This window comes from Streptomyces sp. NPDC007264, assembly GCF_042869095.1.
GTDB lineage: Bacteria > Actinomycetota > Actinomycetes > Streptomycetales > Streptomycetaceae > Streptomyces.
This window is the reverse complement of the sequence record NZ_JBIAFD010000008.1, coordinates 142,131-156,281: the sequence shown is the minus strand read 5'-3', so window position 1 is coordinate 156,281 and position 14,151 is coordinate 142,131. Positions and strand designations below refer to the sequence as shown.

Annotated in this window: 15 protein-coding genes and 1 pseudogene; 6 read left to right on the top strand and 10 right to left on the bottom strand. The window is 71.6% G+C overall.

The window, feature by feature from the left end; all coding sequences use genetic code 11:
* The 5 genes from ACFYMU_RS16065 to ACFYMU_RS16045 form a co-directional block, all read right to left on the bottom strand.
* Positions 1–222, bottom strand: coding sequence for a hypothetical protein (locus ACFYMU_RS16065; protein ID WP_388373176.1), 222 nt, complete (start codon positions 220–222; stop codon positions 1–3).
* 195 nt (positions 223–417) lie between these two features.
* On the bottom strand, positions 418–1,872 hold the full coding sequence (locus ACFYMU_RS16060; RefSeq protein WP_388373174.1) for an NAD(P)/FAD-dependent oxidoreductase: 1,455 nt from the start codon (positions 1,870–1,872) through the stop codon (positions 418–420).
* A complete protein-coding gene (locus tag ACFYMU_RS16055) occupies positions 1,856–3,064 on the bottom strand; it encodes an MAB_1171c family putative transporter (RefSeq protein ID WP_388373172.1) in 1,209 nt (402 codons plus the stop codon). The genes ACFYMU_RS16060 and ACFYMU_RS16055 overlap by 17 nt, the downstream gene beginning before the upstream one ends.
* Positions 3,065–3,080: 16 nt before the next feature.
* A complete protein-coding gene (locus ACFYMU_RS16050; protein ID WP_388373518.1) occupies positions 3,081–3,611 on the bottom strand; it encodes a toxin-antitoxin system, toxin component in 531 nt (176 codons plus the stop codon).
* 32 nt (positions 3,612–3,643) lie between these two features.
* The gene (locus ACFYMU_RS16045; protein WP_388373170.1) at positions 3,644–4,300 is read right to left on the bottom strand and encodes a helix-turn-helix domain-containing protein; all 657 of its coding nucleotides are present in this window, start codon (positions 4,298–4,300) and stop codon (positions 3,644–3,646) included.
* A 222-nt stretch (positions 4,301–4,522) separates the two neighbouring features.
* Here ACFYMU_RS16045 and ACFYMU_RS16040 point away from each other — a divergent pair, with 222 nt between their 5' ends.
* Positions 4,523–5,188, top strand: a complete 666-nt coding sequence (locus ACFYMU_RS16040; RefSeq protein ID WP_388373169.1) for a hypothetical protein — start codon at positions 4,523–4,525, stop codon at positions 5,186–5,188.
* Between the two features lie 117 nt (positions 5,189–5,305).
* Here ACFYMU_RS16040 and ACFYMU_RS16035 read toward each other — a convergent pair whose 3' ends face one another.
* Together ACFYMU_RS16035 and ACFYMU_RS16030 are read right to left on the bottom strand one after the other, a co-directional pair.
* A complete protein-coding gene (locus ACFYMU_RS16035; RefSeq protein ID WP_388373167.1) occupies positions 5,306–6,061 on the bottom strand; it encodes a cache domain-containing protein in 756 nt (251 codons plus the stop codon).
* Positions 6,062–6,098: 37 nt separating this feature from the next.
* Positions 6,099–6,842, bottom strand: a complete 744-nt coding sequence (locus tag ACFYMU_RS16030; RefSeq protein WP_388373165.1) for a FadR/GntR family transcriptional regulator — start codon at positions 6,840–6,842, stop codon at positions 6,099–6,101.
* Positions 6,843–6,947: 105 nt separating this feature from the next.
* Between ACFYMU_RS16030 and ACFYMU_RS16025 the strand changes: the two genes are divergently transcribed.
* The 5 genes and pseudogenes from ACFYMU_RS16025 to ACFYMU_RS16005 all read left to right on the top strand — a co-directional run.
* Positions 6,948–7,985, top strand: a complete 1,038-nt coding sequence (locus tag ACFYMU_RS16025; RefSeq protein ID WP_388373163.1) for an ABC transporter ATP-binding protein — start codon at positions 6,948–6,950, stop codon at positions 7,983–7,985.
* A 36-nt stretch (positions 7,986–8,021) separates the two neighbouring features.
* On the top strand, positions 8,022–9,227 hold the full coding sequence (locus tag ACFYMU_RS16020; RefSeq protein WP_388373161.1) for an ABC transporter substrate-binding protein: 1,206 nt from the start codon (positions 8,022–8,024) through the stop codon (positions 9,225–9,227).
* Between the two features lie 10 nt (positions 9,228–9,237).
* The gene (locus ACFYMU_RS16015) at positions 9,238–10,128 is read left to right on the top strand and encodes an ABC transporter permease (protein WP_388373159.1); all 891 of its coding nucleotides are present in this window, start codon (positions 9,238–9,240) and stop codon (positions 10,126–10,128) included.
* Positions 10,129–10,143: 15 nt separating this feature from the next.
* Positions 10,144–10,959, top strand: coding sequence for an ABC transporter permease (locus tag ACFYMU_RS16010; protein WP_388373157.1), 816 nt, complete (start codon positions 10,144–10,146; stop codon positions 10,957–10,959).
* Between the two features lie 42 nt (positions 10,960–11,001).
* A pseudogene (locus ACFYMU_RS16005) lies at positions 11,002–11,560 on the top strand (discoidin domain-containing protein); the annotation flags it as partial.
* Between the two features lie 86 nt (positions 11,561–11,646).
* Here the strand turns inward: ACFYMU_RS16005 and ACFYMU_RS16000 are convergent.
* From ACFYMU_RS16000 to ACFYMU_RS15990, 3 genes are read right to left on the bottom strand one after another with little or no spacing between them, the layout of a single operon-like run.
* Positions 11,647–12,594, bottom strand: a complete 948-nt coding sequence (locus ACFYMU_RS16000) for a PDR/VanB family oxidoreductase (protein ID WP_388373155.1) — start codon at positions 12,592–12,594, stop codon at positions 11,647–11,649.
* Complete coding sequence (locus tag ACFYMU_RS15995; protein ID WP_388373153.1) at positions 12,591–12,770, bottom strand: hypothetical protein; 180 nt, start codon at positions 12,768–12,770, stop codon at positions 12,591–12,593. Before ACFYMU_RS15995 ends, ACFYMU_RS16000 begins: the two co-directional genes overlap by 4 nt.
* A complete protein-coding gene (locus ACFYMU_RS15990; RefSeq protein ID WP_388373151.1) occupies positions 12,767–13,831 on the bottom strand; it encodes a Rieske 2Fe-2S domain-containing protein in 1,065 nt (354 codons plus the stop codon). The genes ACFYMU_RS15995 and ACFYMU_RS15990 overlap by 4 nt, the downstream gene beginning before the upstream one ends.
* Between the last annotated feature and the right edge of the window lie 320 nt (positions 13,832–14,151).

Sequence of the window (14,151 nt, the reverse complement as noted above, 5' to 3'; positions counted from 1 at the left end):
TCAGGGACACCAGTCGCGGAGCAGCCGGAAGAACTCCTCCTCGGTGCCCGCGAGCCCCGCCTCCGCCAGGGCCCGGTCCGCCTCCGCCAGGGCGGCGGCCGGGACCACGGGTGGTCGCTGCGGGTCCGACGGACCGTCGAACGCGGCCCGCACGGTGTGGAGGAGGCGCAGGTACGCCTGCACGGCGAGGCGTTGACGGTCGGTCAGTACGGCGGTGGACATCGTCGGCTCTCCCCGGGTCGGCCGTGCGACGGCGCGTCGCGCGGCGGTACGTGTGCTGCGCGTCCCCGTGCCCGCGGACCCTCTCCGCGCGCACGGGTGACGCACTCCCAGCTTGCCGTCCACCACTGACAATCCGGTTGCCGCGCCGACGCGCCCCCCGCCCGGGGGCGGGGACGGCGCGTCATACGGCCGTTCTCAGCCGCCCGTTCCCCGCGCCCCCGCGTCCTCCAGGCCCTCCGCGGTGCCCGTGACGGCGTCCTGCTCGGCCTCGGTCAGGGGAGGGGCCGCCAGGAGGGGACGGCGCGGGCCGCGCAGTACCGCGATCACCACGGCGGGTCTCAGCAGCTCGCTCACCGGCTTCGAGAGGGTGACCACGTCGAAGAACGCCCGCGCCACCAGGGGGCGCCCGGTCGCCGCCAGCATCAGCCGGTTGACGTAGGCGCCCAGAAGCCGGTTCGCGAGGCCCGGTGGCTTGCCGATCGCATCCGGGTAGTGGATGTCCGTGCTCACGGCGAACTCCCAGGCGGTGGCCACCGGACGGGCCACCGCACGCTGTGCCCGTCGCGCCAGCCCGGGCGCCCGCAGTCCCTCCTTCGCCACCAGTGTGCCCAGCGCAAGGGCGCCCAGGGCCGCCACGGACAGGCCGTGCCCGTAGACCGGGTTGTAGGTGGCCACCGAATCGCCGACCGCCACGAACCCTTCGGGCCAGCCCCTGACCTTCTCGTAGAACCGCCGGCGGTTCACGGTGCTGCGCGTGACGACCGGAGCCGACAGCGGCTCCGCGTGCGCGATCAGCTCGCCCACGACCGGATGGCGGACGCTCTCCCGGGCGAAGGTCTCGAACTCCTCGGCGGAGGAAGGCGGTTCACCGCCCCGCGTGCCCGAGAGCGTCACCAGCCACCGTCCGCCCTCGATCGGCTCGATGGTCGTCGTCCGCCCCGGCACCGGCACAGTCGCGTCCGACTGCACGTTGACCAGCGGGAACTCCTCCGTGCCGGGTGGCGCCCGGAAGATCCGGCTGGAATAGGTGAGCCCGGAGTCGACCTCCTCGATCGGTGCCTCGGGCACGCCCAGGGCCTCCAGCCAGGCCGAGGCCCTCGAACCGCGCCCCGCCGCGTCGACGATCAGGTCGGCCTCCAGCACCCGCTCCTCGCCGTCGGCGGTCCGTATGCGCACGCCCGTCACACGCGACGCATCGCCTTCGAGGGACAGCAGTTCGGTGCGCTGGAGCACCGTGACCCGCTCGCTCTTGACGACGCGTTCGCGCACCACCCAGTCCAGCAGATCGCGGCTGCACGCGATCATGAACTGCATCTCCGGCCAGCGCCGGAACCAGCCCCGCGGCTGCATCGACACGAGCCCGGTGGGCAGCGGGATCCGCCGGGCGCCCGCCGCCAGCCACGCGTCGGTCACCCCCGGCAGCAGCTCCTCCATGGCACGGGCGCCCCCGGACCAGATCACATGCACGTGCCGGGCCTGCGGAAGGCCCTTGCGTGGCTCGGGGCCGTCGGGCAGCACGTCCCGCTCGACGACGGTGACGTCGGCGTGCGCGCTCAGCGCCGCGGCGGCCAGCATGCCGGCCATGCCGCCGCCGACGACGACGGCCCGACGGGGTGCCGCACCCGAGGAGGTGCTAGCGGGTTCTGTCATGGAAGTCGCTTCCTGGCCTGGTCCCGGCCGGCTCCCGGGCGGCCGCGACGACGGGTGAGTGACGCAGGGCGATCGACATCCGCACGAGGTCCCGGGGACCTTCCGGGGGTGTGGCCGCGGCGGTGTCGACCCCCGCGGCACTGATCACCCTGCCCTCCGGATCGGCGGCTCTCGCCCGCACCGCCGCCGCCACCATCGCCGCATCGGCCTCGGCCTGCGCCTGGGCGGGGTCGGAGCCCGCCGCGAGCGCGGCGGCATGGGCGCGGGAGCGCACCTCGGAGTCGAAGTAGGGGTACAGGCTGAGCATGCCGTCGTGGATGTCCGACTCACGCTGCGTCACCTGGAGTTCGGCCGGCGACCACCAGGAGATCCGTACGCCCTGGTTCGCGTGGGCGGACACCGGCCGCAGCTCCCGCCACAGCGGCCCCAGCCGGCGGTACGTCGACCAGGTGTTCCAACTGTCCCCGACGCGCTGGCAGGCCAGCGGGAGACAGAAGCCCACCGCGCTGATCTGTGCCCCGGCGGAGGCGAGCACGGGGGCCGCGTCGCTGCTCAGATAGTCCAGGTCGTGGCCGTTCCAGCGGGCGATGACCGCGGTGAACTTGGTCGTGAGATAGGCCAGGTTGAACAGATATCCGGTCACGATGATCAGCAGTCCGGCGCGCAGCCAGCCCCGCACCTGGAGGGCCCAGCGCCCGCACATGAAGTTCATCGCGACGCCCGCCACGGTGAGCGCCGCCAGGTAGAGCACGATCATCCCGCTCAGGTACGGCGTGCGGGCGTAGTACGTGTCGAAGTCGACCAGTCGCTCCACGGGCGCGTGGCCCAGCGTGAACAGGACGATCAGGGCGACGATCACGATGCCGTACCCGGCAATGATCCGCCGGGTGGTGCGGCGGGTCTCGTCGGGAGGACCGCCGCGCCAGTTGACGACGAGCACCAGACAGGACGCACTGAACGCGCTCAGCAGGCAGTACACCAGTGGTGCCGAGACGTTGGTGACGCCCGTGACGGCGTTGACCTGGGCGATGGTCGGCGGCGCGGCGAAGAAGAACACCAGACCGGCCAGCGCGAGCAGGGCGCACACCGACCGCAGCAGCGGGTCGCGCCACGAACGGCTCAGCGCGGGCGCCTTGACGGCGAGCGCCACCCCCATCGCGGCGGCCGGAATGTAGTAGCTCGACCCGTCCATGCTCTTGTGCTCGTCCTCAGCCCTGCGGCCCGCGGTAGCCCAGTGACGCCTCGATCCGCCCGGCCAGATCGTCCCGCTTGACGGGTCCGCGCAGCGATGAACCGGCCAGCCAGGTACGGCACTTGCTGGCCAGCAGCAGACCGAAGCTCTCGGCGTCCTTCTCGTCCCTGAGGTCGAAGTGCGTACGGGCGGCGACCTTGTGCACGGTCGCCTGCAGGTCGGCGGTGTCGCTGAGCAGGCGCGCCGCGACCGCCGCACCGTCCACGTGGTGGCCGTGGTGTCCGGCGTTCATGTGCCACAGTTCGTGGCCGAGGATCACCAACTGGTGGTCGGGGGCGGTGCGTTCCTCGACGACGACGAGGTCCTGGTCGGCCATGTCGAGCCACAGGCCGCTCGCCGTGCCGGGCGGGAAGGAGGCCGTGCGGAACCGGACGGGACGGCCCCGGCGCCTGCTCATGCCGTCGCACAGCGCGGTGTAGAGGTCGGCCGGTTCGGCCGGCGCAGGCAGCGAGAGCTCCGCGACCAGCTCGCCGCACAGGCGGCGCATGTCCCTTCCGATGCCCACGGTCCTCCCCCGGATCACGACTCGGGCCGCTTGACGCTCTCCAGGAGCATGTCCAGCCACTCCGCGACCTTGTCGCGGTGCTGGTCGGTGGGCAGCTGGGCCGCCCGCCAGGCGATGCCGCGCACGCCGTGGTCCTGCAGCAGCCGCTCCAGCGGGTCGTCGGCGGCCGCGGCCGCCTCGCGCTCGCGGTCGGCGAGTTGCTGGAGGAGCTCCTGCTCGGAGCGCTGAAGGGCGTTCGCGAGCGCCTCGGGGTCCTCGGCCGTGAGGAACCCGGCATGCACTCTGAAGAAGCGCTGAATGGCGTCGCAGTGCTCCATGGTGGGGCGCCGGTCGCCATTGATGAGGGCACCCGCCTGCTGGCGCGACATACCCGCGCCGTCGGCGATCTCCTGCTGGGTGTACTTGCGTCCGTTGGGCTTGAGCCGGGTGCGGCGCAGCAGGTCGAGCCGCTGCAGGAAACGCGCCTGGAGATCCGGCTCCCCGGCGGGCACGCCGCTCAGCAGGGCCTTCACCACCGGCTCCGGGACGCCGGACTCGACCGACAGGCACGCGATGTCGAAGACCTCCGCGTGCGGCACGCCCAGCCGGTCGGCGAGGGCAGTGACACGGGCCACGACGGCCGGCAGCAGACCCGTCGCCGTGGCGCCCGGAACCTCGAAGCCATCCGTCACCGACAGATCTCCTACGTCTCGCTCAGGTCGTTTCTCAGGGCCGTCCGGAACCATCCGGAGATTATCCGTTCTCTCGAACCCACATCCAGGTCTCGCCACAACTGTGGCGAGATCCAGCCGTCAACCGGCAGTAAATGCCACGATAGTTGACATGCCTCGACCCGGGGCAGCAGGATCAGGGCGCCGCGTGAAGGCCGCAAGGGCAAGAGGGGTGACCTCCCGATGGCGTTTCAGGCAGGAGGGCAGCGGTCGCAGCCGCGGCCCGTCCCCGAGAGTCCGGAAGCACGTGCGTATCTGCAGGACTATGCCACGCTCCTCGAAGCCGTGCCGTTCCCGTCCGTCGTCTTCGACCACCGCTGGGACGTCGTCCTCGCCAACACCGCGTTCCAGACACTCTTCCGCGGAATCGCACCGCATCCGACGGCCATGCCGGGCGACAACTTCCTGCGGTTCGTGCTGTTCCACCCGGATGCGGGCGCGGTCCTCGGCGAGCACGAGTCCACCTGGTGCCTGCCGATGCTGGCGCACTTCGCCGCGGCGCTGGAGCGGCACGGCCACGACCACGGGCTGCAGTCCATCCGCCGCGACATCGCCCAGGACCCGATCATGGAGGCCGCCTACCGGCAGGGACTGCCCCACTGGATCCGCGCGGTCGGCCCGCACGCCGTGGAGCACGACGGCGCCGTGCGTCCGCTGCTGCACCCCGACCCGCGCTGGGGCACCGACTGCCGAGTGGTGGGGGAGACCCCCAAGACCCTTCAGGACATGGGCTACTCGCGGCTGACGCTGGTCCTGCGCGAGGCGCGCCGTACGGCGCACGCGGCGGGGGCACGCCACGGCAGGCGTACCGGTGGCCACCTCAGCGTGGTGCCGGCACCGCAGAACTGAGACTCTCCCGGAGCCCCGGTCCCGTCGGCGTTCAGGTCGCCGACGGCGCCGGGGCTCACCCTCGTCCACGGGTTGCCGCAGGGGGCGCGCGGCGGGGCCGCCGCGTCGAGCCGTGTCTCAGCGGTCGAGCACGAGGACGAGCGGGACACCGTCGCAGGGGATCAGCCGCAGCCCCCGCCAGGTGCCGGGCCGCCCCTGCTCCAGCGCGGCCGCGAAGTCGGGCCCCTTGGTGAGCGAGCCGGCCAGGTGCCCCGGGTCGGCCGAGGCGGCCACCCGCCCTCGGGCGTTGACCAGATGGGCGGCACCGGGCAGTGCGCGCAGCAGCGGGAGCACGACCGCCTCGAAGTGCCGCAGGTAGACGTCGGCCGCGGCCACGCCCGTGAACCTGCCCTCGACGTGCACGGGCGCCGACAGCGTGAGGCTGTACTCGTCCGAGCACAGGTAGTCCACGTAGGGACCGGCCACCGCCCGCCGCCCGGTGTCGCGGGGCAGCGCGAACCAGTCCCAGTGCGTGTAGTCCGAGTACGCCGAGTGCTCCGGGTCCAGGTCGGGCAGCAGCGGGCGTACCTCGCCGTCCCCGCCGCTCTGCCACCACTCCAGCCACGCGGGTACGTCGCTCAGCAGCCCCGGGGCGGCGACGAAGCCCACACCGGACACCAGGTCCTGGCGCGCCAGCCGGGTGTGCAGCCCGGGGCGCAGTCCCGCCAGGTCCGCGGTCGCGGGCCGCCGGCCCCGGGCGGCCACGCGGGTCAGCAGCGCCGTCGTGTCGGCACGGGTCTCCGCGACCGCGCCGAAGACCGTCTCCAGCGCGGAGCGGACCCGCGCGGCGACCTCCGCCTCGGGCGCCGCGACCAGACCGGGGCTCGTGCTCATGGCGCCCTCCAGTGCACCTGGACCGGATGTCGTCGCGTTACAGGGCGAGGCGCAGTGCGATGAGCCGGGCCGTCGATTCCTGGACGCACCGTTCGGCCAGCTCCCTGGCCGACTGGTGGGCCCCATCCTGCACCGCGGAGATCACGGTGCGGTGACGGTCCGCCACCTGTTCGCGATAGGTGTCGTCCCGCAGGACGAGACAGAGCAGCGCCCCGACCTCCGTCTGCAGCGCGATCTGCTCGCGGGTGAGCCGGGCGGACTGCGCCGCGGCGGCCAGCTCCACGTGGAAGCGGCCGTACACCCGGCTGCGGGCCGCCGCGTCCTCGGCGGCCGTGAACTCCTCCAGGGTGCGGCGCAGCGGCAGCAGGTCGTCCGGTTCGGTGCGCTGGGACGCGAGCCGGGCGGCGGTGCCGGAGACGGCCGCCCAGTGGTCTCCCAGGTCGCGCAGCTCCTCCGTGCTCCAGTCGGCCAGCCGCGCCGTGATCCGCTCCTCGGCCGGCTCGGCGGGCAGCGAGACGAAGCTGCCGCCGCCGCGTCCCCGCCGGGTGGTGACCAGGCCCCGCTGCCGCAGGGCCATGAGTGCCTCCCGTAGGGTCACTGTGGACACGCCGAGCTGCCCGGCCAGCTCGCTCTCGCCGGGCAGTTGCTCCCCGTCGGCGAGCAGGCCGAGTTCGATGGCGTCGCCGAGCCGGCGGATGACCGTTTCCACGCGCGCGCGGGTGTCCACCGGGGTGAACACGGCTCTGCGGGCACCGCTCCTGTTGTGCTTCACGGCCACCACCTTGTGCGTTGGCTCAACCTTTACCCTGAGGGGGACTTGAGATTTGAACTATGCTTTCATATCTTTTCGAGCCAACGTAAGAGTGCACCAGAAAGGTTCCCGTCCATGGAGGGAAGCGCCGTCCGGCTGCAGGGCCTGCGGAAGGAGTTCGGCGACGCCACCGCCGTGGCCGGGGTCGACCTGGAGATATCCGACGGCGAGTTCTTCTCGATGCTCGGCCCGTCCGGCTCCGGCAAGACGACCGTGCTGCGCATGATCGCGGGGTTCGAGAGCCCCACCGCCGGAACCATCGAGCTGGCCGGCCAGGACGTCACCGGCCTCGCGCCCTTCGAGCGGGACGTGCACACCGTCTTCCAGGACTACGCCCTCTTCCCGCACATGACCCTCGAGCAGAACGTCGCCTACGGCCTCAAGGTCCGCAAGGTGCGCAAGGCCGAGCGCCTCGCCCAGGCGCGCAAGGCGCTCGCCGACGTACGCCTCGAAGGGTTCGGCAAGCGCCGGCCGAACCAGCTCTCCGGCGGCCAGCGGCAGCGGGTGGCGCTCGCCCGCGCCCTCGTCGGCCGTCCCCGGCTCCTGCTGCTCGACGAGCCGCTCGGCGCACTCGACCTCAAGCTGCGCGAGCAGATGCAGGTCGAGCTCAAGGCGCTCCAGCGCGAGGTCGGGATCACCTTCGTGTTCGTCACCCACGACCAGGAGGAGGCCCTGACGATGAGCGACCGCATCGCCGTCTTCAACCAGGGCCGCATCGAGCAGGTCGGCACCCCGGCCGAGATCTACGAGCGCCCCGCCACCGCGTTCGTCGCCTCCTTCGTCGGCACCTCGAACCTGCTGGACGGCGAGGCGGCGCGCCGGGTCGTCGGGACCGCGGGCACCTACAGCATCAGGCCCGAGAAGATCAGGGTCCTGAAGGAGTCCGCCACCGCCGACGAGCCGCAGCACTCCACCGCCACCGGTACCGTCGCCGAAGTGGTCTACCTGGGAGACGCCACCCGCTTCCTCGTGGACCTCGACGCGGGCGGTCGCCTCACCGCACTCCAGCAGAATCTGGAGACCTCGTCCGAGGACGTCGCTGCCTACCGTGGCGCCCGGGTGCGCCTCCAATGGCACCGCCGTCACACCGTCCAGGTCCCGGACGCCCGCTGACCCCCCCGCCAGCCCCCGTCACCAATGGAGAACGTCGTGCGTCTCACCCGAACCCTTCAGGCCACCGCCGCCGTCGCGGTGCTGCTCGCGGCCGCAGCCTGCGGCTCGTCCGACTCGGGCGGCGGTTCAGCGTCGTCGTCGACCGGCCTCAACCCGCCGGATCTGAAGGCGCAGTCGAAGCTGGGCAAGACCGAGGGACAGGTCAACCTCATCGCCTGGGCCGGCTACGTCGAGGACGGGTCCAACGACCCCAAGGTCAACTGGGTCGGCGACTTCGAGAAGCAGACGGGCTGCCAGGTCAACTCCAAGGTCGCGGCCAGCTCCGACGAGATGGTCAAGCTGATGAAGACCGGCCAGTACGACGCGGTCTCCGCTTCCGGCGACGCCTCCCTGCGCCTGATCGCCTCCGGCGACGCGGCACCGGTCAACACCGACCTCGTGCCGAACTACAAGGACGTCTTCGGCGACCTGAAGCTTCAGGCGTGGAACTCCGTCAAGGGCAAGGCCTACGGCGTCCCGCACGGCCGCGGCGCCAACCTCCTGATGTACAACACGGAGAAGGTCAAGCCCGCGCCGACCTCCTGGTCCGCCGTCTTCGACGACGCGGCGAAGCACAAGGGCCACGTCACCGCGTACGACTCCCCGATCTACATCGCCGACGCGGCGCTGTACCTGAAGGCCACCAAGCCCGAGCTGAAGATCAAGGACCCGTACGCGCTCGACCAGAAGCAGTTCGACGCGGCCGTGGACCTGCTGAAGAAGCAGAACGCGAACGTCGGCGAGTACTGGAGCGACTACCTCAAGGAGATCTCCGCCTTCAAGAGCGGTGACTCCGTGGTCGGCACCACCTGGCAGGTCATCGCCAACCTCGCGCAGGCCGAGAAGGCCAAGGTCAAGGCGTTCGTGCCGAAGGAGGGTGCGACCGGCTGGTCGGACACGTGGATGCTCTCGGCCAAGGCCAAGCACCCCAACTGCGCCTACAGGTGGATGGACTGGATCATCTCGCCGAAGGTGAACGCCCAGGTGGCCGAGTACTTCGGTGAGGCCCCCTCCAACGCCAAGGCGTGCGAGCAGACCAGCGACAAGAAGTTCTGCACCACCTTCCACGCCGCGGACACGGCCTACTGGAAGAACGTCGCCTTCTGGAACACGCCCATCGAGCAGTGCCTCGACGGCCGCACCGACGTCAAGTGCGTGCCGTACGTCAAGTGGGTCCAGGCGTGGACCGAGATCAAGGGCTGAGGACACGAGGATGAAGGCCACCCTGCCTGCCGCCGGACGGACCCCCGTCCGGCGGCTCGCCGGGCTGCTGCACCGCCGCCCGCGGCTGCGGCTGTCCCTCCTGCTGACCGCGCCCCTGCTGTGGCTGGCAGTGCTCTACCTCGGCTCGCTGGCGGTGCTGTTCGTCTCGGCGTTCTGGACGACGAACTCCTTCACCTCCGAGGTGGTGAAGGTCTGGTCGACGGACAACTTCCACGCGCTGCTGACGACGCCCGTCTTCCGCGAGGTGATCCTGCGCAGCATCGGCGTGGCCCTCGCGGTCACCGTCCTGTGCGCGCTGATCGCCTTCCCGCTGGCTTTCTACACCGCACGCGTCGCCCGGCCCCGGTGGCGTCCGCTGCTGGTGGTCGCGATTCTCACCCCGCTGTGGGCGAGTTACCTGGTCAAGGTGTACGCGTGGCGGCTGATCCTGTCGCAGGGCGGCCTGGCCGACTGGATGCTGGAGCCGTTCGGGCTGAGCGGACCTGGGTTCGGACTGCCCGCTGCGGTCATCACACTCACGTACCTGTGGCTGCCGTACATGGTCCTGCCGATCCACACGGCGCTCGGGCAGCTGCCCGCGAACCTTCTGGACGCCTCCGCCGACCTGGGGGCGCGGCCCGGCCGCACCTTCCGTTCGGTCGTCCTGCCGATGGTGCTGCCCTCGGTCGCCGCCGGCTCCGTCTTCACCTTCTCGCTCAGCCTCGGTGACTACATCACCGTGCAGATCGTCGGCGGCAAGACCCAGCTGATCGGCAACCTCGTCTACTCCAACATCGAGCTCAACCTGCCCATGGCCGCCGCGCTGGGCACGGTTCCGGTGGTGGTCATCGTGGTCTACCTGCTGGCGATGCGCCGCACGGGCGCGCTCAGCAGCCTCTAGAAGAGGTCCCTCGTCATGCAACTCTCCCGCTCCGCGCGCATCGCGCTGCGCATCGCCGCCGGGATCGGCTTCGCGGTCATCTACGTCCCGCTCGCGCTCGTCCTGGTCAACTCCTTCAACCCCGACCGCAGCGCGAGCTGGCCGCCGCCCGGCTGGACCCTGCACTGGTGGTCGGTGGCCTGGGAGAACGACGGCGCCCGCAACGCCGTATGGGTCTCGGTGAAGGCGGGCCTCGGCGCCACGGCCATCGCGCTGGCGCTCGGCACGCTGATCGCGTTCGCGGTCGCCCGGCACCGCTTCTTCGGCCGCGACGCCATCTCCTTCGTGGTCGTCCTGCCGATCGCGCTGCCCGGCATCGTCACGGGTATCGCGCTCAACTCGGCGTTCGGCACGGTCCTGGAGCCCCTCGGGGTGGGGCTCGGCCTGTTCACGGTGATCGTGGGGCACGCCACCTTCTGCATCGTCGTGGTCTTCAACAACGTGGTCGCGCGGCTGCGCCGCACCTCGGGCTCGTACGAGGAGGCGGCGATGGACCTCGGGGCCGACACCTTCCGCGCCTTCCTGGACGTGACCTTCCCGCTGGTGCGCTCGGCGCTGTTCGCGGGCGGACTGCTCGCGTTCGCGCTGTCCTTCGACGAGATCGTGGTGACGACGTTCACGGCCGGGCCGGGCGTCGAGACCCTGCCCATCTGGATCTTCAACAACATGACCCGCCCCCAGCAGGCGCCCGTCGTCAACGTGGTGGCCGCGGTGCTCGTCCTGCTGTCGGTCGTACCGATCTACGCAGCCCAGCGGCTGTCGGCCGACACGGCGACGGAGAGCCGGATCTAGGTGTATTGCCCTGTGAGGTTCGGAACGCGGCTGGCGGGTGGTCGGCCTTTCCCCTACCCGTCGGGCTCCGGCACCTTCACGCTCACCGACGGCGGCGGCAACTCCGGCTGGAACGGCGCATGGTCGGACTGCTCCTCCTGGCCGCAGCCCGGTCAGGGCGACCCGGACCCGACCCCGGCCGCAACCTCGCGGCCGGCCGCCCGGCGACGGCGACCGGCTCCCAGGACGTCTACACGCCGGGCAAGGCGGTCGACGGGGACGCGAACAGCTGCTGGGAGTCCGCCGACAACGCCTTCCCGCAGTCCTGGACGGTCGACCTGGGGTCGGCGCAGACCGGTCGCCGATGGTGCTGAAGCTGCCGCCGCTCGCGGCCTGGCAGGCGCGCACCCAGACCCCGTCCGTGCTCGGCAGCACCGACGGCTCGGCGTACACGACGGTCGCCGGCCCGGCCGATCAGCGTCTCGACCCGGCGACCGGCAACACGGTCACCGTCCCCCTGCCGAGCGGCACCGTCCTGCGCTGGGTGCGGTTCCAGGTCACCGCCGACACCGGCTGGCCCGCGGCCCAGTTCAATGAGGTGGAGGCGTATTCGACGTCATGACCGGCGCCCCGCGCCCGCCGCCCGGATCCGCCCGTGCCCGAGGGATCCGCGACCCGGCGCAGCGCGGGGCCACCCCGGCCCGCGGTTCACAGGTCCAGCACGAGCCGCTTCCCACGGCACCGGGACACGCAGATGAGCATGGTCTCGCCGGCCTCCCGCTCCTCGGCGGTCAGCACCGAGTCACGGTGGTCGGGGACGCCTTCGAGCACATCCGTCTCGCAGGTCCCGCAGGTGCCCTCGGTGCACGAGTAGAGCACCTCGACACCGGCGGCGCGCACGGTCTCCAGCACGGACACCCCGGCGGGGACCGTCAGTGTCCGCCCGGAGCGTGAGAGCACGACGTCGAACCCGCCGTCCTCCGCGCCGTCCTCCTCGCTGTCCCGCACCCTGGGCCGGAAGCGTTCGACGTGCAGTGCGCCGGACGGGCAGCGCGCCTCCACGGCGTCCAGGAGCGGCCCGGGGCCGCAGCAGTACACCAGCGTGCCGTCCGGCAGGTCGTCGAGCACCGGCGCGAGGTCCAGCAGCCCGGTCTCGTCCTGCGGGGCGAGGGTGACCCGGTCCCCGTACCGCTCCACCTCCTGGACGAAGGCCATGGAGGAACGGGTGCGCCCGCCGTACAGCAGGGTCCACTCGGCGCCCGCCGCGTCGGCCGCCGCGAGCATCGGCAGGATCGGTGTGATGCCGATGCCGCCGGCGACGAAGCGGTAGCGGGGCGAGGGGCGCAGGACGAAGTGGTTGCGCGGTCCCCGCACGCGGATCCTGTCGCCCTCGCGGACCGTCTCGTGCACATGGGCCGATCCGCCGCGCCCGTCCGGTTCGCGCAGCACGGCGATCCGCCATGCGTACCGGTCGGCGGGATCGCCGCACAGCGAGTACTGGCGCACCAGGCCGGGCCCGAGCACGACGTCGACGTGGGCGCCCGGCTGCCAGGCGGGCAGCCGGTCGCCCCGTGGATGGCGCAGGGTGAGGGCGAGCACGCCCTCGGCCGCCGGGGCCCGGCGGCCGACGACGAGTTCGGTTTCGTACTCGGTCATGAATCCGTTCTCCGCGGTCGGCCGGGTGTGTGTCCCTCGGGGTGGGCGAGCATCCACTCCCACATCTCCACCGGGTCCCCTGCGGTGTGCTCGGCACCGCAGTGGCAGGTGCCGTGCAGGACGTCGGTGCCCGGGATCCAGTCGACGCGGTAGATCTCGCCGGTGGAACCGCTCACCGCACCTTCTCCACCGGCTTGTCCCCCTCCTCCACCAGGCGGGCGAGGATGCGGCGGGCGGCGAGGCCGCCGGTGTCGATGTTGATGCTCAGCTCCTGGTAGCCGGCCCGCTCCGCGCCGAGCGTCTTCTGCAGCATGTTCAGCGCGTCGACGTCCTGCATGACGACCGTGTGGTTGAAGTCCCGCAGGAACGTGGTGACGTCGGCGTCCTCCTTGGCGAAGTCCCGGGAGACGGCCCAGAAGTCGTAGACCTTGCCGTCGGTGGACGGCGTGATGGCGTAGGTGATCTCGGTGTGGAAGCCGTTCGGGTCACTGCCGTCCGGCTCGGGCAGCACGCCGACCGGGGCGACCCTGCTGTGCAGGAGGTAGAGGCACGGGGCGTGGTACTCGATGTCCTGCCAGCGGGTGATGCGGCCCTCGATGCCCGTCGAACGGGCGTAGAACGGCGGGCACTCGGCGTTCTCCATGCGCCGGCTGACGCGCACGATGCCCGCGCCCTCGTCGACCTCCGTGCTGATCGGCGTCTCGGCGACCTCCGGGGTGCCGATGTACCCGCCGTGCAGATACGTCTCGTGGGAGAGGTCGAGGAGGTTGTCGACGAGGAGCCCGTAGGCGGCGTCGATGGGCTCCATGCCGCACACCGTGACCCAGTCCGGGGAGCCGAGGTGGGGTGCGCGCGGAACGGCCTGCGGGTCGGCGAGTGCCGGGTCGCCGATCCACACCCAGACCAGGGAGTCCTGCTCGACGACGGGGTACGAGGCGACCCGGGCCGTGCGCGGGATGCGCTTCTGCCCCGGCACGTACACGCACGTGCCCGTGGTGTCGTAGGTGAAGCCGTGGTACCCGCACACGATCCGGTCCCCGTCGAGCCGGCTCTCCGAGAGCGGGAAGCGGCGGTGGACACAGCCGTCGGCGAGGGCGACCGCGGTTCCCTCCCCCTCGGTGCGGTAGAGGACGAGCGGCTCACCGAGGACCGTACGACCGAGCAACTCGCGCCCGACCTCATGCCCGTAGGCGGCGACGTACCACTGGTTCCTGGCGAAAGCGGTGATGTGCGGCATGGCGTTCCCGTCCCTGAGAGCGGGGCGCCCTCGCCCCGCGTGCCGTGGTCGGGAACAGAGTCCTGACGGCCGCGGTCGCCGCGCAAGGAGGCTTCTGCCAGGCGGAAGTGTCGCCGCTGGAGGGCGTCGCCCGGACGCTGCCGCTTGCCGCCTCGAACGAGCTCATGAGCGCGGCCGTCGGTGGGTGTCGCCGCGGGCGGCGTCGACAGCGGCGCATCGGCTGAGGAGCGCCGCGTTTCGATGGCGTCACCTGATTGTTATGGCCGATGACAAATTCTTCTGCTCGAGCTCTGGCGTACTGGTTTTGGATCGCCGTAAGT